16 protein-coding genes are annotated in these 20,662 nt (G+C 72.4%); 9 read left to right on the top strand and 7 right to left on the bottom strand.

All coding sequences use genetic code 11. The features are described from left to right. Window positions 1-299 precede the first annotated feature (299 nt). Together WMF29_RS11755 and WMF29_RS11750 are read right to left on the bottom strand one after the other, a co-directional pair. Window positions 300-725, bottom strand: coding sequence for a hypothetical protein (locus WMF29_RS11755; protein ID WP_437328920.1), 426 nt, complete (start codon window positions 723-725; stop codon window positions 300-302). 197 nt (window positions 726-922) lie between these two features. Next, window positions 923-3,448, bottom strand: a complete 2,526-nt coding sequence (locus tag WMF29_RS11750; protein WP_437328919.1) for a DUF3656 domain-containing U32 family peptidase — start codon at window positions 3,446-3,448, stop codon at window positions 923-925. A gap of 316 nt (window positions 3,449-3,764) precedes the next feature. Between WMF29_RS11750 and WMF29_RS11745 the strand changes: the two genes are divergently transcribed. After that, entirely contained in the window at window positions 3,765-6,524 is a 2,760-nt protein-coding gene (locus WMF29_RS11745) for an MXAN_6577-like cysteine-rich protein (RefSeq protein ID WP_437328918.1), read from the top strand. Window positions 6,525-6,612: 88 nt separating this feature from the next. On the opposite strand, the gene WMF29_RS11740 is transcribed toward WMF29_RS11745, so the two are convergent. Beyond that, a complete protein-coding gene (locus WMF29_RS11740; RefSeq protein WP_437328917.1) occupies window positions 6,613-7,587 on the bottom strand; it encodes a CheR family methyltransferase in 975 nt (324 codons plus the stop codon). Window positions 7,588-7,860: 273 nt separating this feature from the next. On the opposite strand from WMF29_RS11740, the gene WMF29_RS11735 reads away from it, so the two are divergent. Further along, a complete protein-coding gene (locus WMF29_RS11735) occupies window positions 7,861-8,739 on the top strand; it encodes an alpha/beta fold hydrolase (protein WP_437328916.1) in 879 nt (292 codons plus the stop codon). A gap of 275 nt (window positions 8,740-9,014) precedes the next feature. Next, window positions 9,015-9,812, top strand: a complete 798-nt coding sequence (locus tag WMF29_RS11730) for a CPBP family intramembrane glutamic endopeptidase (protein WP_437328915.1) — start codon at window positions 9,015-9,017, stop codon at window positions 9,810-9,812. Between the two features lie 45 nt (window positions 9,813-9,857). Here WMF29_RS11730 and WMF29_RS11725 read toward each other — a convergent pair whose 3' ends face one another. From WMF29_RS11725 to WMF29_RS11710, 4 genes are all read right to left on the bottom strand, one after another. Beyond that, window positions 9,858-10,106, bottom strand: coding sequence for a putative metal-binding motif-containing protein (locus tag WMF29_RS11725; RefSeq protein WP_272102995.1), 249 nt, complete (start codon window positions 10,104-10,106; stop codon window positions 9,858-9,860). After that, the gene (locus WMF29_RS11720) at window positions 10,084-11,562 is read right to left on the bottom strand and encodes a vWA domain-containing protein (protein WP_437328914.1); all 1,479 of its coding nucleotides are present in this window, start codon (window positions 11,560-11,562) and stop codon (window positions 10,084-10,086) included. The genes WMF29_RS11725 and WMF29_RS11720 overlap by 23 nt, the downstream gene beginning before the upstream one ends. Window positions 11,563-12,366: 804 nt before the next feature. Further along, entirely contained in the window at window positions 12,367-13,071 is a 705-nt protein-coding gene (locus WMF29_RS11715) for a glutathione S-transferase family protein (protein WP_437328913.1), read from the bottom strand. Then, window positions 13,068-14,585 (bottom strand): isochorismatase family protein, encoded by a 1,518-nt coding sequence (locus tag WMF29_RS11710; RefSeq protein ID WP_437328912.1) that lies wholly within the window; start codon window positions 14,583-14,585, stop codon window positions 13,068-13,070. Before WMF29_RS11710 ends, WMF29_RS11715 begins: the two co-directional genes overlap by 4 nt. Window positions 14,586-14,923: 338 nt before the next feature. Between WMF29_RS11710 and WMF29_RS11705 the strand changes: the two genes are divergently transcribed. From WMF29_RS11705 to WMF29_RS11680, 6 genes are read left to right on the top strand one after another with little or no spacing between them, the layout of a single operon-like run. Next, window positions 14,924-15,292, top strand: a complete 369-nt coding sequence (locus WMF29_RS11705) for a response regulator (protein ID WP_437328911.1) — start codon at window positions 14,924-14,926, stop codon at window positions 15,290-15,292. A 13-nt stretch (window positions 15,293-15,305) separates the two neighbouring features. Continuing rightward, complete coding sequence (locus WMF29_RS11700; RefSeq protein WP_437328910.1) at window positions 15,306-16,055, top strand: GAF domain-containing protein; 750 nt, start codon at window positions 15,306-15,308, stop codon at window positions 16,053-16,055. A 2-nt stretch (window positions 16,056-16,057) separates the two neighbouring features. Next, complete coding sequence (locus WMF29_RS11695; RefSeq protein WP_437328909.1) at window positions 16,058-16,576, top strand: chemotaxis protein CheD; 519 nt, start codon at window positions 16,058-16,060, stop codon at window positions 16,574-16,576. A 5-nt stretch (window positions 16,577-16,581) separates the two neighbouring features. Beyond that, the gene (locus WMF29_RS11690; protein ID WP_437331106.1) at window positions 16,582-18,303 is read left to right on the top strand and encodes a chemotaxis protein CheA; all 1,722 of its coding nucleotides are present in this window, start codon (window positions 16,582-16,584) and stop codon (window positions 18,301-18,303) included. Continuing rightward, window positions 18,300-20,066: a methyl-accepting chemotaxis protein gene (locus WMF29_RS11685; RefSeq protein ID WP_437328908.1), complete on the top strand. Its 1,767-nt coding sequence runs from the start codon at window positions 18,300-18,302 to the stop codon at window positions 20,064-20,066. Before WMF29_RS11690 ends, WMF29_RS11685 begins: the two co-directional genes overlap by 4 nt. Continuing rightward, the gene (locus WMF29_RS11680; RefSeq protein WP_437328907.1) at window positions 20,063-20,650 is read left to right on the top strand and encodes a chemotaxis protein CheW; all 588 of its coding nucleotides are present in this window, start codon (window positions 20,063-20,065) and stop codon (window positions 20,648-20,650) included. Before WMF29_RS11685 ends, WMF29_RS11680 begins: the two co-directional genes overlap by 4 nt. The last annotated feature ends 12 nt before the right edge of the window (window positions 20,651-20,662 follow it).

Raw genomic sequence — 20,662 nt, 5'->3', positions numbered from 1 at the left:
AGCGCCGCGGCAAGAGGCGCGGGCGCCTTACCGCGATCATCGCCGGCCCGCCGCGCGCTGGCGGCGACCGCGCTGAAGCGCCTGTGTGACCGCAGCCCGATGCCCGCCCCTCTTGACGCGGCGCTCCGGAGGAGACCTGTCCGCCATCGGGGCGCGAGGACGGTCGCTGACGGCCGTTTCGAATTGACATCGGTATTGTGAACGTTCACATTATGCCTCTGGGCCCGTTTGGCTTTGCCCAGGACTGGGGTCGTCATGAGGACCGGGACCCCCTTCATCCGGACCGACCTCGCCCCCGCTCACTCCGCGCAGCGCGTCACGTCGCTCGTGTCGGGCTGGAAGCATGTGACTTCCTCGCCGCTTCCTTCTTCACCACAGTCCCAGTAGTAATCAGCCACATAGCCGTAGCGGTCGTCGAAGCGAACGCTGCGGAGCTCGCAGCTATCGCTCTCGCGCTCTGCTCGGTCGAACAGGGCTTCCACCGGATCTGCTTGCTCGGGCGCCTCAGCGAACGTCCAATCGCCGCGCGGAGCGTCGATCCCGCTGTGAGCGGTGGCGACCACGGTATCGCCGGAGACCGCGGCGAGCGTACAGCCACCGTTAAAGCCAGTGCCGCAGATCTGGATGACATACTCCGCTGGCCGGTCGGCGCGCCATTTCGCGCGGTTGTCGTCGAAATCGGCACCGTTGCAGCCAGCGAGCAACCAACACCCCGCCACCATCATAGCCCATGTTTTCATGCCCGCGGAGCTCAGCAACTCGCATGCCGGAGCGAGAAGCGAACGGGGTTGGCCGACGAGGAGCGCGCAGCGCATGACACCCCGATCATGGCCGCTGGCGCACCGAGCAAGGTGTGCCGTCCCGAGGTCGGGGTGCCCTTCTCCTCAAGTGAGGATCAGGTCGAGCGCCATGGCCGTTCCTGTCACGCCTGCAGCACGCGCAGCGATCCCCGCACCACCCCGTAGCTCCCCTCGGCCCGCAGCCCGCGCGCGACCTCCGCAGGCGCCACCTCCCCGGCGAGCAGCCGCCGGTACGCCTCCACCACGCGCCGCGCCCCCTCGGCGTCCTCCCGCACCAGCTCGATCCGGAACCGCCGCACGCCGCTCTTCGCGAGCCTCGGCACGAGGTGCGCCGCGCTCTGCGGCGCCGCGTGGAACACCGTGTTCCGACACCCCACGTCCGCCTCGAGCGGGTGATCCATGCCCGCCCGGTCCCGCAGCGACAGCGCGTGCTGCTCGCACGGGCGGCCGCAGGTGCGGTGATCCTTGCCCTCGGACAGCGTCGCCGCGATCACGCAGTGCTCCATGTGGAAGAGCGGCATCGGGTGGTGCACCACCACCTCGGCGAACGGCCCGAACGGCGAGTCCAGCAGCGACTCGAGCTGGGCGGCGTCGAGATCGAACGACGGCGTGAACGCGGCGAGCCCCCGCGAGAGCACCTCGCGCGCGGCCAGCTTGTTCGTGACGTTCAGCGAGAAATCGCCGATCCGGGGCACGCCGGGCGTGGCGTCGAGCAGCGCGCCGAGGCTGCGGACCAGGATCGCCGCCGGCCCGAGCGAGAGCAGGTACCTGTCGATCTTCTCCTCGCCCGGCTTGCGGATCCGCGGCGGCGCCACCCCGACGGAGGCCCCGGCCGCCATCAGCTCGCGCGCCGCGGCGCCGAGGCCGACCATCTCCAGGAAATCGAGGTAGACGCCGCTCGCGCCGGCGTCGAGCGCCGCCCGCGCCTGCGCCACGTTGCGGCACAGCACGAAGAGGCCCGGCGCCGGCGGCGGCGCGTCCGGCGGAGCGATCCCGGCGACGAGCCCCTCGGCCTCCAGCGGCGCCGACGGATGGGGGCGGTGCGACGCCTCGATCAGCGCCGCGACGAGCGCCCGGCGGGCGCGGTTGAGCGCCGACGGCGGCACGAGCGCAGGCCCGTCGAGCGACAGCCCGACGCCGCGCAGGACGAACGGCGTGTCGCCCAGCCGATCCAGCTGCTTCCGCAGCGTGGCCTCGTCGAGCGGCGATCGATCGGCGCGGCCGAGCGGGGTGTCGATCTCGACCGAGGCCGACGCCCCGCCCTCCGTCGCCGCCGAGAGCCGCGGGCGCTCGCCGAGGCGGCCCTCGAGGCGGACGTCGATCGGCACCCGCCGCGGGGCGCGGTCGAGCACCTCGCGGACCGCGCGCGTGGCGACGGGGTCGCTCGTGCGAAAGACCCGGCGCCCGTGCAGCCCCCGCGCGCCGCTCAGCACGTCCTCCGGCAGCCGCCGGTCCGGCCCGAGCCAGACCTCGACGTCGCCCCCCGCCGGCGCGCGCTCGACCTCGCGGCCAGCGGCCCACAGGCCCCAGATGCGGCCGCCGATCTCGCCCTCGCCGGCGAACCCGCCCTCCACGAGGATCCCCTCGCCGCGCGCGAGCGGCCGGGCGGCGCGCACGACCACCACCTCGTGGCCGCGCCGGCGCCCGGCGCCGCGCGCCTCGCCGACCTCGATGCCGCGGTGATCGCAGGTGCGGCCGTCGACGAGGCGCTGGTGGTCGACGCCGCGCAGGAAGCCGGGGCCCGAGCCCCGCGAGAACGCCTGGAGCGCCGCCTCCCGGTCCGTGGCCCCGGGGCCCGCTCCCGCGCCGACCGCCGCGTCGATCGCGGCGCGGTAGAGGCGCGCGGTGGCGCCGACGTACTCCGGGCCCTTGAGGCGCCCCTCGATCTTCACCGAGGCGACGCCAAGCGCGACGAGGTCGGGGATGACGTCGGTGGCGTCGAGGTCCTCCGGCGACAGGAGGTAGGCTGCGTCGCCGAGGTCGCGCAGCGCGCCGTCGACGACGAGGCGGTACGGCAGGCGGCAGGCCTGGGCGCAGGCGCCGCGGTTGGCGCTGCGGCCGCCGATGGCCTCGCTCGTCAGGCACTGCCCCGAGTAGGCGATGCAGAGCGCGCCGTGGACGAAGACCTCGAGCTCGACGTCGGTCGCCCGGCGGATGGCGGCGATGTCGTCGAGCGAGAGCTCCCGGGCGAGGATGACGCGCGCGGCGCCGAGCGATCGCGCGAGCTCGACGCCGGCCGCGTCGGTGCAGGTCATCTGCGTGGAGGCGTGGATCGGGAGCCCGGGCGCGAGCGCCCGCGCGAGGCGCATCACCCCGAGGTCCTGGACGATGACCGCGTCGACGCCGGCCGCCGCGCACGCCTCGATCGCGCCGCGGACCGCCGGGAGCTCGTCGTCGAACACCAGCGTGTTCAGGGTGACGTAGCCCTTCACGCCGTGGGCGTGGAGGAAGCGCACCGCCTCCTCGAGCTCCGCCGCGTCGAAGTTCGCGGCCCGCGCGCGGGCGTTGAAGGGCGACGCCGCGCCGCCTCCCGCGGCGCCCCCCCGGAGGCCGAAGTAGACGGCATCGGCCCCGCCGCGCACGGCGGCTTCCATGGCGGCGCGATCACCGGCGGGAGCGAGGACTTCAGGGCGCGCGGGCCGCGACATGGGGGCGGTTCTAGCAAGGGGTGGCGCCGTTGTCGCTCTCCAGCGCGAGCTCGCCCTCCCGAAGAGCCTGCCAGACCGCGCGCCTTGACCTCGCTTCGCGACGTGAGGCACGATCGTGCAGCGGCCCACCCGGCCGAGGTGCCGTCGGGTCGTCGCCGGCCGGCGCAGCGAGGCCTCGATGGCAGGGTCGGATGAGCGGAGCGGCCACGTCAGCCATCAACCACCAGCGCGGAGCCCGGGAGCCGGACGTCGGAGAGGCGCTCGCATTCTCCGCCGGCTCGCGCGGGTCGACGGCGCGCGCCGCAGGGGGATGCCGATGAACAGACACGGATTTCGCTTCGGGCACGCGCTCTCGATGGCCGCGCTCTGGCTCCCGGCCGCGGTCCTCTCGGCGACGTCCGCGTGCGGCGGCGACGACGCCCTGGCGCCGCGCTGCGAGGCTCCCTACTCGGTCTGCGACGGGACCTGCGTGGCGCTGCACGCCGATCCGGAGCACTGCGGCGCGTGCGGCCAGGAATGTCCGGCCGGGGCGGCGTGCGTGAAGGGCGCCTGCGAGCCGCTGGGGACCGGCGGTGACGACGGCGGCGGCGACGGTGGTAGCGGCGGCGGAGGTGACGGCGGCGGGCCATCCGAGTGCCGCGAGGGCCGCTACGTGAAGCGCTGCGGCGACGCGTGCGTCGACACGCGCACCGACCCGGACCATTGCGGCAAGTGCGGCGCGCACTGCCCGCCGGGCCGCGCGTGCGCCGGCTCCACATGCCGGCCGATCTGCCTCCCGGGCCTCACCGACTGCGCCGGCAGCTGCGTGGACCTCGCCGCAGATCCGCAGCACTGCGGCCGGTGCGATCGCGCCTGCGACCCCGGGCGCCCCTGCGAGGGCGGCACCTGCGCGTGCAGCGCGGAGCCCTCCCGGGACATCGGCTCCGCCGTCCCGCAGCGGGTGACCGGCACGACGCTCGGCGCCGACGACGGCCGCTGGCTGACCTGCTCGGGGCCCGGCGCGGCCGATCAGGCGTTCCTGTTCACGGCGCCTCGCGCGGGGACCTACCTGTTCGACACCTTCGAGTCTCCCTACGACACGGCGCTCGGCGCGCTGCGGGCCGACACGTGCGAGGAGCTCGCCTGCAACGACAACGCGGGGAGCCTCCAGTCGCAGATCTCCGTCGATCTCGCCGACGGCGAGCGCATCCTCGTGGTGGTGAGCGGCGCGCGCGGCGCGCAGGGCGACTTCACGCTCCGCGTGGCCGAGCCCGGGCCGGTCCAGTGCGCGCCGACCGCCCTCGATCCCGTCGTGCCGCAGACGGTGACGGGCACGACCGTCTTGCGCGAGGACACGGTGTCCGCGACCTGCGACATCAGCGCGACCCCGGACGCCACGTACTCGTTCACGGCCCCGTCGGACGGCACCTACGTGTTCAGCGCGCACGCCCCGTCGGACCTGATCGTCCAGGTCCTCGACGGCGGCACGTGCACGGGCCCCTCGCTCAACTGCCGCTACGGCGCCGGCGAGTCGAACGCGTTCGCGACGCTCGAGGCCGGTCAGACGGTGCTCGTCGCCGTGGCGGACCCGGCCGGCCCGCTGGCGAGCTTCACGCTGGATCTCTTCGAGGCCCCGCCGTGCCCGGGCGTCCAGATCGGCGGGACCCTGCCGCAGGCGGTGACCGGGAACAACGAGCACCTCCGCAACCTGATCTCGGCCTGCGCGACCTTCTCGACCGGGGGCGAGGCGACCTACGGCTTCACGGCGCCGCGCGAGGGCCTCTACACGTTCGATGCGTCCGGTTCGAGCTTCCCCGTCCTCATGGAGGCGCGCCGCGCCTCGTGCGACGGCGAGCTCATCGCGTGCGTCGACGGCCTGTTCGAGCCGGCGCTCATCACGCTCTCGCTCGCGGCCGGCGAGACCGTCGTCCTCGTGGTGGACACCGCGGGCGCGACGGGCGACTACCGGCTCGAGGTCGACGAGGTGCCGTGCCCGTTGATCGATCTCGGCTCGACGGTGCCGCAGACGGTCACGGGCACGACCGCGGATCTCGCCGATCACCTCGCGCCGGACTGCGCCTCTCGCGGGGCCCCCGAGGCGACGTACCGCTTCACCGCCCCGGCCGACGCGCTCTACGTCTTCGACACGAACGGCTCGGCGCTCGATACGGTCCTGGAGGTGCTGGACGGCTCGTGCTCTGGCCCCTCGCTCAGGTGCAATGACAACGTGGACCCCGCGGGGGTCGTCACCCACTCGCGGGCGAGCCTGTTCCTCTCCGCCGGTCAGACGGTGATCGTCTCCGTGGACAGCGTGTCGACGAGCGGCGATTACATGCTCAACATCACCCAGCGGGAGGCGCCGCCGTGCCCCCTCTTCGAGCTCGACGCCGTGGTCCCGCAGTCGGTCACGGGCAACACCGAGGGCTATCCCGATCTCCTGGCGCCCTCCTGCGCCTCGGTGCCCGGCGGGGAGGCGACTTACAGCTTCACCGCGCCCGCAGATGGCTTCTACCGCATGAACACCGTGGGTTCCACGGTCGATACGGTCCTGTCCGTGCGCGACGGCGGGTGCGAGGGCGACGAGATGGCCTGCGTCAACGATAGCAGGGACTCGAGCAAGCTCGTGTGGCTGGACGCCGGCCAGACCGCCCTGATCAGCGTCGACAGCCACGGCGCGGAGGGCGCCTACATGCTCAACCTGGACCTGTTCGACGGCACCGGCACGTGCGATAAGCCCATCGAGCTCACGCCCCTCGCCTCGCAGACCGCGACCGGGACGACCAAGGGGAGCCTCGCCGAGGTGGACGCGAGCTGCGGCGGCATCGACGCGCCTGAGGTGGTCTATCTGTTCACCGCCCCGGAGGCAGGGACGTACACGATCGATACGGTCGGCTCCGACTACGACACCGTGCTCGCCGTGTTCGACGGGGACTGCTATGGCGAGGAGATCGCGTGCAGCGACGACGTGCTCGGGGAGGAGCTGCACCTGTTCACGTCGGAGGTCACGGTGTCGCTCGACGCTGGGCAGACCATCGTCATCGTGGTCGACGGCGCGTTCCAGGAATCCGGCGTTTACAAGCTCAACATCCATCCCTAACCGCGCACCGCCGAGCGGCGTCGCGTGTCACATCGAGAGAGGCTCCGTCGGACGAGCTGCTGTTCAGGAGCAGCTTCCCGGAGGAGCGCTACGGGTTCCGGCTTCCCTTGAGCCCTGCCAGAGGCTGGAGCTGATAAACGGACGGCGCGATGCATCGCACGCGGGGGTCCGTCCCGTGGAGGCCCTCGGCGTGCCCGAGGAACAGGTACCCTCCGGGCGCGAGGCTGGCGATGAGCTTCGCCACGATCTCCGCCTTCGTCACGGCGTCGAAATAGATGAAGACGTTCCGGCAGAAGATCAGATCGAACAGGCCGAATCGCTCGGGCGCCGCGTCGAGCAGGTTGAAGCGCCGGAAGGTGACGATCTGGCGTAGCTCCGGCCCGGCCTTCATCAGGCCCGCGCTTGCGCCCGTCCCGCGGAGCATGTAGGCGCGCAGGCGCTCGTCGGGGATCTCCGAGGCCCGCTCGATCGGCCACACCGCGCGTCGCGCCTGCTCGAGCGCACGGACGGACAGGTCCGTCGCCAGGACGCCGATCCCCGGAACGCCGGCAGGCGCGCCGCCTGCCCAGCGCGACGCCCGTCCCGCGGCGCCGCTGCCGTCGGAGGAGGAGGACAGGCTGTCGAGCAGCGTCATCGCTATCGAGTAGGGCTCTTCCCCGGTCGAGCAGGCCGCGCTCCACGCGCGCAGCGGGCGGCGGACGCGCGCGCGGGGCGCTCCGCGGTCCGGCGCGCCGTGCCCCGCGCTCTTCTCCCACGCCGGGAGGATCTCGCGCTCGAGGAGCGCGAACTGCTCGCGTTCCCGGAAGAAATGGGTCTCGTTGGTGCAGATGCAGTCGAGCATGTGCACGAGCTCGTCCTCGCCGCCCGCCGCGGTCACCCGGCGGTAGTACTCGCCAAAGCTGCGGAGGCCGAGCAGGCGGAGCCGGGGCCCGAGCCGGCAGAGCAGGAGCGGCTTCTTCTGCGGGCCCAGCGAGATGCCCGAGAGGCGCTTGACGAGCCTCTGGAACAGGACGAACTCGTCGTCGCTGAGCGTGCGCGCGCCCGGCTCGGCGATCGCGATCATGGCCTGTCCCCTTCCCCGGCCGGCGCGCCGTCGAGCGGTTGATTCATGCGCACTTGCGTGCCGAAGGCCGGCGCGGGCTCGATCACAGGTTCACCCCACTCACCCCTGACAACATCACCGTACCACGGGAGTCCGTGGCAGCTCCATGCGGAACTGCGCAGCTCGTACACGTGTGCTCCCTGGTACACTGTCCTGACCCCGGTCGGTCTCGGCGCCTTCCCGACACGCACGGAGCACCTGGCATCCTCGGAGCAGGTCAACTACCTTGGGGCCATGATCAACGGCGTGGTGGAGCCGGTCCGGCTCGGGAAGACGGCGCTTCCAGACGGCCGGCGGCTGGGCTGGGCGGAGTGGGGACCGGAGGACGGCATCCCGGTGCTGCTCTGCCCCGGCGGCGCCACGAGCCGGTCGATGGGGTTCGGGGGCGACGTCGTCGGCGGGCTCGGCGTGCGGCTGATCTCCGTGGATCGCCCGGGGCTCGGGGCGTCGGACCAGGCCCCGGGCCGCACGCTCGGCGACTGGGCGCAGGACATACGGCGCTTCCTCGAGGCGCGGCAGCTGTCCGGCGTGGCGGCCGTCGGGTTCTCGGCGGGCGCGCCGTTCGCCCTGGCCTGCGCGGCGGCCGGCGTCGTGGGTGGCGTGGCCGTGGTCGCTGGGACCGATGAGCTGGCGAATCCGGTGTTCGCCGATGCGCTGGCGCCGGACGTGCGGCGGCTCGTGGAGCTCGTGGCGACCGACCCTGCGCGCGCCGAGGCATTTTTCTCCGGGTTCAGCGCCGAGGCGATGTGGAGCTTCGTCATTCCGACGCTCGCGGACGTCGACCGCGCGGTGTACACCGCCCCGGTGTTCGAGCGCGTTTACCGGCGCGCGATGGATGAGGCCTTCTCGCAGGGGCCGGCCGGTTATGCGCGCGACACGGTGCTGACGATGAGCCCATGGCCGTTCGACCCAGGGAGCATCCGCGCGCCGGTCGACCTGTGGTACGGCGCGCGGGACACGAGCACGGTGCACTCGCCGGACTTCGGTGCGTCGCTCGCCGGACGGCTGCGCGCGGCAGAGCGGCGCGTGCTCCCGGAGGCGGGAGGGTCGCTGCTGTGGACGCATGCGGAGGAGATCCTGCGCTCGCTGCTGGGACGCACGCGCGGGATGTGAGCCCCACGCGGGATGCCTTCGGGGGTGGTGGACGACTTTGGCCAAAGGTGGGGGTCTTTTGAACCGCCAAGCCGCTAAGGACGCCAAGAGAATCACAAAGTCTTGGCGTCTTATGACGACTTGGCGGTTCCATCATTTGACCCGGCTGCTTCGCGTAATGGCTGGAGCGGGGACAACCCCGGCCGCCGTGGCGGTCGCTGCCGACGCCTCCTTCCGGTTGCCGCCCGGGCGCGGCCACGGGGAACATCCTGCGCGCGCCGCTGTCCCGCCGGTCCATGCCTCGTCCGGTGGCCCGGTTCTTCCTCCTCGCCTACGCCATCACATGGCTCTGCCAACTGCCCCTGCTGCTCCAGCAGTGGGGCGCCGGCATCCCTCCCGGCGTCGCCATGGCGCCGCTCGTGCTCGGCGCCGTCGGCCCCTCGCTCGCGGCCGCGGTCTGCGCCTGGAAGGAGGGCGGCCGAGCGGGGCTCTCCGGGCTCCTGTCACCCCACCGCGCCCCGACGGGCTGGGGCTACGCGCCGCTCGCGCTGTGCATACCGGCGGCGCTGCACCTCCTCGGCCTCGGGCTGCTGGCGCTCGCCGGCGGGAGCCTCCCCTCGACGCTCCTGTATACGCCTGTCACACCGGAACACCGAGGGATCGCCGTCCTCGCCCCGCTGGGTGAGGAGCTGGGATGGCGCGGCTATGCCCTCCGGCGGCTCCTTCCGGCGCAAGGACCCGTGCGCGCCAGCCTCGTCCTCGGCGTCGCATGGACGTTCTGGCACCTGCCCGCCATGTGCCTGCCGGGCGTCCCGTGGTGGTCGTGGCCGCTCAGCCTCCTGTTCATCACGTCGCTCAGCGTGCTGATGACGGCGCTGCACCTCCGCGCCGGCGGCAGCGTGCTCGTCGCGTGGGCGGCGCACCTGGGCATCCACTTCGACAACGTCTCTCGGGCGCACATGTCCGGCGACGGCGCCACGCCGCTCCTGGTCACGACGATCGTCGCGCTCGTGGCCGCGGTGATCACGGCGCGGTGGATGCAGCTACAGGCACGGGGCGCCGCCACGGCGCAGCCTGCGCCCCGCCCGGCGTGACGCGTCCGGGGTGCTGGGATCGGGCTTGCTCGCTCGGCGCCTAGCTCACGCGCCCGACCCGCCGGAGCAGGCCGCGTCGGCGACGTCGACCATGAGATCGCAGTCGTTATCAATGCCGTCGTCGCAGATCTCGGCGGCGTCCGGGTGCACCTCGGCGTTCGCGTCGTTGCAGTCATCCGACGCGTCGAACCCGTCGCCGTCTCGATCCGGGGACGCGCCGCACGCCGTGACGAGCGCGCAGCCGAGGACGATCACGAGCCTCCGGAGAGGGTCAGTTGCCGCTGAAATCACCATAAAAATCTCCTCGCGGGGCGTCCGCCTTCATGAGGTCCAGGAGCGCGGGCCAGAACGCCGCCTCCTCGTCGATGCCGACGTCTCCTATCGCCGCCGCGTCGGCCGCGAAGCGCGCGAGCGCGGGCTCCAAGGTGGCAATCGCCGCGGCGTGGTCCGAGCCGTACTCCTGCGCCGCGTCGTGCATCGCTTGCACGAGGAGCGCGAGCGCCACCGTCTTGTCGACGCTCGCCTGCGGCATCACCACGCCGCGCTCGTCGAGCGCCTCGCCGTCATAGCGCGCCGAGAGGGAGCTCGTGACCGGCTCTCCCGAGCGGTCGACGTAATTGAGCGCGATCTCCACCTCCGACCCCGCGATCTCCTCCGGCGACGCCGGCGTGAGGGAAAGGAGCAGCGCCCCCTTGCGCTTGCTGAGAAACACGCTCGCCACGTCGAGCGACGCGATCGACGTCGCGCCGGCCTCCCCCGTGGGGAAGCCATAGGCGTGCGCGAGCGAGAGGCCGGGCGAAGGGGTCGCGACGAGGCTGAGATCATGGGCGATCGGCGTCGCCATCCACGGCCAATTGTCTTGCATGAAGAGCCCGACGTCGTCGGCGTTCATCAGGCTGAAGGCGTTGGCCCCGCGCAGGTGCGACATCCGGTTCATGACCTCGGCGCCGAGCCCCAGGCCCAGGCCGAAGACGCTGATCCCGATGCCGTCGTCCGCGCCCTTCGCGACCAGGCGCTCGAACTCGCTGCCGCCGGTGGCCCCCACGTTCGGCTGAACGTCGGTGAAGAGCATGACGCGGACCTCGTCGGCCGTGCCCTTCGCCTCGCGCGCGAGCTCGTACGCCCGAAGGAGGCCCGCCTCCATGTTGGTGGAGCCGTCCTCCGAGAGCTCGCCTATGGCCTCCTTGATCTCGGGGTCGTTCCCTCGCGTCCAGTCGAGCGGCGTGTCGACCGACGAGCCATACGTGACGAGCGCGAAGCGATCGTCGGCGTCGAGGTGGCTCGCCACGTTCCAGAGGAGTGAGTGCGCTATCGCCGCGGGCATCCCGCCTCCGCCATCGCCGTAGCTCCACGACATCGAGCCGGATACGTCGACCGTCGCGACGATCGCCATCGACGGCCGCTTGAAGGTCTCGGGATCGATCGTCGACGACATGCCGACCTGTACCCACGCGGCGCTCTCCCCCTGCGCGTCCGGCGCGATCCCCATCGCGGCGCGCACGCAGAGGAGCGTCGCGCACGGCGCGCCCTCGAGCGGCAAATCGTGCTCCGAGAACATCGCCTCGACGACGAACGCCTCGGGCGGCGGCACCCTGCCGTTCTCGACGAGACCTCGGGCGAAGCCCATATCCTTCACGCCCCCGGGCGTCGCGCCGAAATCGCCAGCGTAGCCCGAGGCCATGTCGTTTCCGCAGCCGACAACCGCGATGCTCGACGCGGCCGTCATGATGAACCCAAAGAGTCGATTCATGCCGTCACTCCTTCGAACGCCTGAGCGGACAGGTCGCGCAGGATCGCGACACGTCCTCGCCCCGCATCCTGCCGCGGAGGGTGCAGCTTCAGTGCCAACGCCTCGACGCGCACCTCGTCTGGCGGGGGCGCGCATCCACGCGCCTCTCCAGCCTGCTCTATGACAGCGGCGTCAGAGCGCAGGCCCGCTCCGGTGAGCTATCCATCGCGGCGACCGCGCCGGCTCAAGCCCCCTGACTCCATCGGACTCACGCGTTTGCGGCGCCGGGCGGTGCCACAGGTCAGGCCGTGGGTGAGTCCAGATGGGCAGAGGCGGTGTCTGGCAGCCCGCTCCACGCTTCGGTGCCATCGGCTCGGTCCGGGCCTCACGCTCTCCGAACGGCGCCATCATTCCAGCGTTGGGGCTTGCCCTGGAGCGAGCACAATCAACGTTCGTCGGTTGGATTTGCGCTCACCGGAACGGCAGCTGCTATCGCGGCGCAATCAGACGTTCGAACGCGCTTTCCTGTCAAGAACAAGGTAGTTCAACTATTCAGCTCACCACGCAATGGGACGGCGATCGATCGTGCTCCGTGAGTCCCGGTCGAATGACAGCTCCGAAAGGTTCAGTGGCGATGGCCGACTTCAGCCCAGATGAAGCGCCGCATCGCCGAAGTTCGTCCCCGAGACCATTTCGGCGAACGCGATCGATCACCTTGAATCACAGATTCGTGAGCTCGAGCCAGCGCGCGAGGGCGACCCGCTCGACGACCTGTCCACGCGTCGAGCGGGCCGCGTTCACCCCGCTGCCGGCGAGGCAGCCGCGCTACGTCGCAGCGGCGAGCGCCCGCGCCCGGGCGAACAGGTCGGGGCGCGGCCGGTCGTGGGACCAGCCCTCGGGGTACGAGGCCACCGCCGAGGGGCGGCTCCGCACGCGGCGCTCGTAGGCGTCGAGCGCGGGATAGCCGGCGAGCGACAGCCCGCGCCGCTGCATGTAGGCGAGCACGGGGTAGAACGCACAGTCCGCGAGCGTGAAGGCGTCCGACGCGATGAACCGTGTCTCCTGGGCCCGCGTTTCCCACAGCGCGAGCTCCCGCTCCACGCCCGAGAGCGCGCCAAGGATGGCCGCCCGCCGGTCCGGCGAGATGGCTGCCGCGCCGGCCTCGAAGAGGCTCTCCAGCGGGTCGTAGACGCACGCCGTGGCCTCGGACTCCTGCGCAAAGGCGAGCGCGCGGGCGAGCGCGCCGGGCTCGGCGAGCGGCGGGAGGAGCGGGGGTTCGGGATACCGCAGCTCGAGGTACGTCAGGATCGCCAGCGACTCGTTCATGACGGTGCCGTCGGGCTCAACGAGCACCGGGGCCTGGCCCCGCGGGTTGAGCGCCAGGAACTCCGGGGTGCGCGTCTCCCGGGGCTCCCGCATCACGCGCAGGCGGCGTGGCTCGAAGGCGAGGCCCTTCTCGTGAACCGCCATCAGGACGCGCCAGCTCGAGATCGAGCCGTTCACGAAATACACCGCGCGCTGCGCGCTCATCGGTCGCCTCCGGGCTCCTGCAACGCGCGGAGCGTGCGAAAATTGAGCGCCTCGAAGCCCGGGCGGTACGCGGCGGCGTCGAAGGTGGGGTCGATGTTCTCGGCGCGGAAGAGCTGCAACATCCGCTCTGCCTCGGCGCGCTCCGCCGCCTCGCGCTCCGGCCCGGGGAGCGCGGATCGGGCTCGGGCGCGCGCCTCGGCCGCGGCGCGATCGGACGTGGGCGCGCCGACGCCCCAGACAGCCCCGGTCGCCGGATCGTGAAACGTGCCGATGTGCCGGAAGGTGAGCGAGATGCGCGATGGCGACGTCGGGCCGTCGCCCTCGCCCTCCGCGTCCCCCTCCTGGCGGATGGCGTGATAAAATCGGCCGTTCGTCTCCAGGTCCATGACGAGCAGTGAGCCGTGCGGCAAAGGGACCTTCTGGAGAGCGTCCCCGTCCTCGGCGCGCTTGGGCCGGAGCACCATGGTGCGCTGTCGTCCGAGCGAGACATTGACGATGAACGACGGGCGCACGAGGTCGAGCGTCTTGTCGGAGTGCTCGCTGATCCAGTCGCGCCCCGTGCGGTAGAGCTGGAGCAGGCAATGGTTGAGCGGGTGCCCGACGCGGCGCTCGACCTCCCTGCGGATGCGGTCGACGGCGGGGGTGAAGGGGCAGAGATCGGGCTGCTCGTCGACCGGGTGGCGATAGAGCGGCATGGCGCCGTCGGGCGAGCGCTCGCCCTGGATCGCGACGAGGCGCGGCACCTCCCCGCCCCGGTGGCGCATCGTCGTCCAGGCGACCTCGCGCTCGACAGCGGCGAAGGCCCCCGCCTCCCCGGCGAGGCGCTCGTCGAGGGCGCCGCACCACAGCGCCGTCTCGCCCGCGCCGATACCTGCGATGTGCACCGGCCCGGGTCCGTCGGAGAGGAGGTCGGCCCAGCTGCGTCGCCGGCCGCCGAGGCCCTCGATCTCGCGCAGTGCCACGGCGTGTTTGCCCGCGGTGCCTGCCGCGGTCGCGTCCCCGAGGACGTCGACGTCGTAGCCGAGCCGGCGCGCGTCGCGGGCGGCGGCGAGGACACACACGTTGGTCGCGACGCCGCACAGGACCACGGCGGTCACGCCCGCCTCCTCCAGCCGCGCGTGCAGCTCGGTCTCGCGGAACGCCGAATACCAGCGCTTCTCGACATGCCATTCCGCGGTCCCCGCGGGGCGCTCGGCGCGCGCCGGGACGAGCGCCGGGAACAGCTCGGCGCCCCATGTGCCGCGGGCGCAGCACGCGCTGCCGGTGTGCGTCTGCCCGCGGAGCGCGTCCGGGGCCGCGTCGATCTCGCCGTAGACCGACGTCACCCACACGACGACCCGCCCCTGCGCGCGCGCCGCACGCACGAGCCAGGCCACGGTCTGCGCGAGCTGGCGCGGATCGCAGTGGCGCTTCGAGAACGCGCCTCCCTCCGCGAGGAAGTCGTTCTGCATGTCGATGATCAGCAGCGCCGTGCGCGCAGGATCATGGGAAGGCGGCCCGGCTCTCACGTCCATCGTGTCCTGGTACCACCGGACGATCGCACGGCCAAGCTCCGGCGCCGCGACGCGCAACCCGGAACAGAGGCCCGCCGGGCTCCGCCAGACACGGGCGCTCTCGCCGTGGCGCCCAGCCTCGCATCTGCGCTGTCGAGGAGGCTGAGTCCGGCGGGCCGAACCGCAGGCTCAGCAGGAAAGACGCTGTATGCCAAAGTGGTCTCGCCTCGATTGATGTTTACTTGGGGCGTGACCCGAGCGTACCTTGAGCAAAGGCGACGCCCCTTGGGGAGAGGTGGCGGTCGAGCCGCACGGGCGAGCGCTCGAGTGGTCTTCGTTGCCTGAAAGGGGAGGCGGCGGTGTCTCGAAAGAAGATCCTGCTGGTGGACGACTCGGAGACCGTCCTGATGATGGAGCAGATGATCCTCCGGAAGAGCTATGACGTGGTCACTGCCAAGGACGGCAGCGCCGGGGTGGTCAAGGCGCTCGCCGAGCGGCCTGATCTGATCCTGCTCGACGTGATCATGCCGGCGATGGATGGATTCGAGGCCTGCCGGAGGCTGCGATCGGAGGAGGCGACGCGGGAGACGCCGATTGTCCTCGTCACGAGCCGAGGCGAGGTCTCGCACAGGGAGGAGGGGTTTCGCAGTGGCTGCTCGGACTACATCACGAAGCCGATCGACTCCCTGGAGCTCCTCGAGAAGGTCAAGAGCTGTCTCGGCGAATGAGGTGAAGACCGACATGTCGCGTGATGGACAAGCTGAGCGCTGGGTGGAGCACGCGGTGCGCCGCGAGGGAACGCCGAGAGCGCACGTGAGCGCGCTCGAAGGGCAGAAGAAGAGGCTCGCGCGGCGCGCCCGCGCGCTCGGCCGGCTGCTCGGCCGGGCTCGGAGGGCCCATGGGCGCCTCGAGGCCCGCGCCGCCCGCGCCGAGGCGGCGCTCGCGCACGCCGAAGGCCGATGCGCAGCAGAGGAACAGCAGCGCTCGCAGCTCGCGAGCCTCTATGTCGCGAGCCGCCGGCTCCTGCCGCTCCGGACCCGTGAGGAGGCGTGCCGCGCCCTCCAGGACATCATCGCGAACCTCGTCGGCTCGGAGGAGATCGCCGTCTTCGAGATCGATGGCGGCGGGGCGGCGAGGGTCGTCGCGGCCTACGGCGTCGATCCGTCGTCCGCCGTCCTGGTGGCGCCGGAAGAGGGCGTCGTGGGACGCGTGGCGCGGCGGATCGAGCCGTATTTCCGGCAGGGCGCCGCGCTCGGCAGCGACGCGGCCGCCCCCCAGGCCCCCTGTGCGCGCGGCGAGGGCGACGTCATGGCCTGTGTCCCGCTCACGATGGACGAGCGCGTGGTCGGCGTCATCGCCGTCTTCCACCTGCTCTCGCAGAAACCCGCGCTCGGGCCGCTCGATAAGGGTCTTCTCGAAGCGCTCGGCACCCTGGCTGCCGGACCGTTCTGCGCGGGGCGGGAGCGCTGCGGCGCCCTGGAGGTGCGATGACGATGCTCAAGCCCCCGTCGCAGCGGTTCGGCGCGGGAGGAGCGCGGCTGAGCGTGCCCCCCCCGAGCGGCCCGCTGGCCCACTACCTCACGCCGGGCAACATCTTCGCGTCGGACGAGCCGACGATCATCACCACGATCGTCGGCTCGTGCGTCGCGATCTGCCTCTGGGAGCCGGCGCTCGGCGTGGGCGGCATGAATCACTACGTGCTCCCCAGCTGCCCCAACCTCAACCTGGCGCTCGGGCGCTTCGGAGATACCGCCTTTCAGCAGCTCGTCGATCGCCTCGCGGCCTTCGGCGCCACGCCCCGCTCGCTCCAGGCCCGGATCGTCGGAGGCGCCTGCATGATCTCCGCCTTCCGGGAGCGGGACTCTCACCTCGGACACCAGAACGTGGCGGTCGGGCTCATGATGCTGCGCGCCGCCGGGATCCGGGTCGTCCACCAGGACACGGGCGGCAGCCAGGGCCGGAAGCTCATCTTCCGCACCGACGACGGCAGCGCCGCCATCCAGCTCCTGTGATCGCGATGGATGCCGAGCGGGCCGCGCTCATGCAGATGTTCGCCGCCGAGACAGCGGAGCACCTCGACGAGCTCGAGGGCGCGCTCCTCGAGCTCGAGCGGCGGCCCGACGCCGGCCACCTCCTGGAGCGCATCTTCCGCGTCGCCCACACGATGAAGGGCAATGCGAGCTCCGTCGGCGCCCACGGGCTGAGCGAGCTCACCCACGCCGCCGAGGACGTGATCGAGGATCTCCACCGGGGCACGCTGCCGGTGACCGGCATGGTGGTCTCCTTGCTCCTCGAGACGGTCGACTCGGCGCGCCGCCAGCTCGCGGAGATGGACGGCGGAGAGGAGCCGCCGGGGTCGACCTCGCTGCCCGCGGGCGTGCTCGAGCGGCTCAGGAACGCCCGGCGCACCGAGCGCGAGGGGACCCCCTCGGCGTCGAAGGGGGCCACCTCGAGCGCCGCGGACGAGGGCGACCGGGGCTCGGGCGCGAAGACGGTCCGCATCACGGTCGAGAAGCTCGATTGCATGGTCGATCTCATCGGCGAGGTCGCGATCACCCGGAACCGGATCGCGCGCGAGGTCCAGCTCGCGGGCGGAGCCGTCGGCGCGGCGCTGCGCGACGGCCTCGAGGAGCTCGATCGGCTGAACACCAAGCTCGAGGAGGCGATCCGCCGCGCGCGGATGGTGCCTGTCGGCCCCTGGTTCCGGCAGTACGAGCGCGCGGTGCGCGATCTCGCGCGGTCGCACGGCAAGCTCGCGCGCCTCGTGGTCGTGCACGGCGAGGTCGAGGTGGACACCGCGGTGATCGAGCGCCTCCGCGACGCGCTGACCCACCTCATCCGCAACGGCATCGATCACGGCCTCGAGCCGCCCGAGGTGCGGAAGGCGTGCGGCAAGGACCCGCGCGGGACCATCACCCTGCGCGCCACCCACGAGGGCGGCGGCATCGCGCTCCGCGTCTCCGACGACGGCGCGGGGATGGACCGCGCCCGGATCGCGGCGCGGGCCAGCGCGCAGGGCAGGTGCGCGGACCCCGCTGCGCTCTCCGACAGCGAGATCTACGGCATGGTGTTCGAGCCGGGCTTCTCCACCGCCGCGACCGTCTCCGACCTGTCCGGCCGGGGGATGGGCATGGACGTGGTGCGGCGCCGCGTCGAGTCGCTGGAGGGCTCGATAGGCATCGAGAGCGCCGCGGGGGTCGGCACCACGTTGATCCTCCGGCTCCCGCTCACCCTCGCGACCATCGAGGGCTTCTCGGTGAGCGCCGCCGGCGAGCGGTACGTCATCCCGCTCCGCGCGGTCGTCTCCTGCGTCGGGCTCCCGAGCGGCGCCTCCGCCGCGGGCCCTGGCGGCATCCTCCACGTGCACGGGCGCGCGCTGCCGTGCGTGCGGCTCCGCGACCTCTTCGCCCTCTCCGGGCCTGCGCCGGCCCGCGAGAGCGTGGTGGTGGTGGCCCACGAGGGGGGCCAGGCCGGCCTCGTCGTCGACTCGCTCGACGGCGAGGGCAGGACCGTCATCAAGCCGCTCGGCCGGCTCTTCCGCCGCACCCGGGGCATCACCGGCTCCACGGTCCTCGGCGACGGCAGGCTCGCGCTGATCCTCGATGTGGACGCTCTGCTGAACGACCTCTCCCGCGGCCGCGACGGCGGCGGCGAGCTCCCGCCCTTGGATCGACGGCGGCGAGCTCCCCCCTCGGTGGCGCGGGAAGGGGCGATGGATCCGGAGGGAAGGACACGATGAACCGGCTCAGGATAGCGCTGCGTCTCTCGCTCTCGCTCGCGTTCATGGCGATGCTCATGGTCGCCATCGCGATCTCCGGGCACCTCGGCCTGACCTCCGTCGCGGAGAAGACGCATTCGATCCTGGTGTCGGACGTCCGGGAGCTCGCGATCGCGATGGAGCTCGAGCGGGACCTCATGGAGCTCCGCCGCTACGAGAAAGACTGCTTCCTCAGCATGGGCGATCGCCCGGTCCAGCAGGGGTATCAGGAGAAATGGAACGAGATCGAGGTGCAGACCCAGCGCCGGCTGGACGATCTCGACCGCCTCGTGACGCTGCCCCACGAGCGGGAGTCGGTCGCCGCGATGCGGCGCGACCTGGCGAGCTACGTCATCGGCTTTCGCCGCGTGATGCAGGACGCGCTCGCCGGGCAGCTGCCCACGGCCCAGGCGGCGAACGCCGTGATGACCGGCGTCAAGGACGACATCCACCGGTTCGAGGAATCGGCCGAGGGCTTCGCCGAGTCGAGCACGAAGGACATGCAGGCGCTGCAGGCGTCCCTGAGCGGCGACGCGCAGAGCGCCTCGAGGGAGATGGGCTTCATCGCCTTCGCGGCGCTCGGGCTCGGCGTGATCGTCAGCGTCCTCGTCTCGCGCAGCATCACCGGGCCGCTGAGCTCGGCCGTGGCGCTCGCCAGGCGGATCGCCGACGGCGATCTGCGGCACCGGGGCGTGGCCGCGGGCCGCGACGAGCTCGGGCAGCTGGAGGAGGCGATGGCGGAGATGGCGGACAAGCTCTCGACCGTCCTCCTGGAGATCCGCACGGGCGCCGAGTCGCTCGCCGCGGCCTCGACGCAGATCTCGGCCACCTCGCAGAACCTGTCGCAGGGCACGAGCGAGCAGGCGGCTGCGGTGGAGGAGACGTCGGCGAGCCTCTCGGAGGTGAGCGGCTCGATCCAGAAGAACGCCGAGAGCAGCCAGCAGACGGGCGAGCTCGCCACCGGCGCCGCGGCCGCCGCGGAGCAGAGCCTCGCGGCGGTCCAGCGCACCGTGGCCGCGATGCGCGACATCGCCGAGAAGGTCTCGATCGTGCAGGAGATCGCCTATCAGACCAACCTGCTCGCGCTGAATGCGTCGATCGAGGCGGCCCGGGCCGGCGAGCACGGCCGCGGCTTCGCCGTGGTCGCGAGCGAGGTCCGCCGGCTCGCGGAGCGGAGCCAGGCTGCTGCCAAGGAGATCGGCGCGCTCGCGTCGACGAGCGTGCAGGTCGCCGATCGCTCGGGGCAGCTGCTCGAGGAGATGGCGCCCTCGATCCGGCAGACCTCGGCGCTCACGCAGGAGGTGGCGACCGCATCTCTCAGCCAGGCCGACGCGGTCGGCCAGGTGAACAGCGCCATGCGCCGCGTCGACGAGGTGACGCAGCGGAACGCCGCGATCAGCGAGGAGCTCGCCAGCACGGCCGAGGAGCTCGCGGCGCAGGCGGACGCGCTCTCGGGCATGCTGCGCTTCTTCCAGGTGGGCGACGAGCTCGCGTTCCCCGAGCGCCCCCGCGTGCCGCGCGCCCCCGGCGCGGGCGACGCGCGGCGCCTCCCGCCGCCCTCCCGGCAGGGCTCCCCGGCCTCGCCAGGCGGCTCGAACGGCGCCGCCGTGCTCGCGACGCTCGCCCGGGCCAGGACGAACGGGGCCGCGCGCGCCCCCGCGGCGCTGCACGAGGACGCCGAGTTCGAGCGCTTTCCGCCGCGGGGCGCGGATCGGGCTACCTCCGGGCGCGCGGAGGTCCCGTGAGCGCCGCGCCGGAGCCTCGATCGTCGCAGTACATCTCGTTCTTCGTCGGCGGGGACGAGCTCGCGGTGGACATCCTCCGCGCGCGCGAGATCGTCGAGATCACCGCGATCACGCGGGTGCCGAGGATGCCGCAGGCCGTGCTCGGCGTGCTCAACCTGAGGGGGCGGGTGATCCCGGTCATCGACCTCGCCGTCCGGCTCGGGCTCCCGGCGTCGGTGATCACGCGGCAGAGCTGTATCCTCATCGTCGAGACGGAGTTCGACGGCGAGCTCACCCGGATGGGCCTCTTCATCGACGCCGTGGGCGACGTCGTGGACCTCGACGCAGCGGCGATCGAGCCGCCGCCGCCGTTCGGCACGCGGGCCCGCCTCGACCACCTCCTCGGCCTCGGCAAGGTGGGCGACAGGCTGCTCTTGCTGCTCGACATCGACCGGATCCTCTCGCCGGAGGAGCTCTTCGCGGCCGCGTCGCTCGAGGCCGAAGGCGGCGCCCGCGCGGCGCTCCCGGGCGCGCCGGCGCAGGGCGAGCCCGCGGGCGTCGGCGCGCTCGGCACCGGCAGCGGCGGTCCGCGGCCTTCCGCGTAGGCGTAGGCGTCA

Source organism: Sorangium sp. So ce381 (assembly GCF_051473845.1).
Classification (GTDB): Bacteria; Myxococcota_A; Polyangia; order Polyangiales; family Polyangiaceae; genus Sorangium; species Sorangium atrum.
This window is presented reverse-complemented; position numbering and strand designations above follow the sequence as displayed.

Coding starts and splice junctions, on each gene's coding strand:
- WMF29_RS11715 (WP_437328913.1), bottom strand. CDS start 13,071: ATGAGCGCGCAGCGCGCGGTGTATTTCGTGAACGGCTCGATCTCGAGC.
- WMF29_RS11730 (WP_437328915.1), top strand. CDS start 9,015: ATGCCTCGTCCGGTGGCCCGGTTCTTCCTCCTCGCCTACGCCATCACA.
- WMF29_RS11695 (WP_437328909.1), top strand. CDS start 16,058: ATGCTCAAGCCCCCGTCGCAGCGGTTCGGCGCGGGAGGAGCGCGGCTG.
- WMF29_RS11750 (WP_437328919.1), bottom strand. CDS start 3,448: ATGTCGCGGCCCGCGCGCCCTGAAGTCCTCGCTCCCGCCGGTGATCGC.
- WMF29_RS11755 (WP_437328920.1), bottom strand. CDS start 725: ATGATGGTGGCGGGGTGTTGGTTGCTCGCTGGCTGCAACGGTGCCGAT.
- WMF29_RS11690 (WP_437331106.1), top strand. CDS start 16,582: ATGGATGCCGAGCGGGCCGCGCTCATGCAGATGTTCGCCGCCGAGACA.
- WMF29_RS11740 (WP_437328917.1), bottom strand. CDS start 7,587: ATGATCGCGATCGCCGAGCCGGGCGCGCGCACGCTCAGCGACGACGAG.
- WMF29_RS11685 (WP_437328908.1), top strand. CDS start 18,300: ATGAACCGGCTCAGGATAGCGCTGCGTCTCTCGCTCTCGCTCGCGTTC.
- WMF29_RS11710 (WP_437328912.1), bottom strand. CDS start 14,585: ATGGACGTGAGAGCCGGGCCGCCTTCCCATGATCCTGCGCGCACGGCG.
- WMF29_RS11720 (WP_437328914.1), bottom strand. CDS start 11,562: ATGAATCGACTCTTTGGGTTCATCATGACGGCCGCGTCGAGCATCGCG.
- WMF29_RS11745 (WP_437328918.1), top strand. CDS start 3,765: ATGAACAGACACGGATTTCGCTTCGGGCACGCGCTCTCGATGGCCGCG.
- WMF29_RS11700 (WP_437328910.1), top strand. CDS start 15,306: ATGTCGCGTGATGGACAAGCTGAGCGCTGGGTGGAGCACGCGGTGCGC.
- WMF29_RS11725 (WP_272102995.1), bottom strand. CDS start 10,106: ATGGTGATTTCAGCGGCAACTGACCCTCTCCGGAGGCTCGTGATCGTC.
- WMF29_RS11735 (WP_437328916.1), top strand. CDS start 7,861: ATGATCAACGGCGTGGTGGAGCCGGTCCGGCTCGGGAAGACGGCGCTT.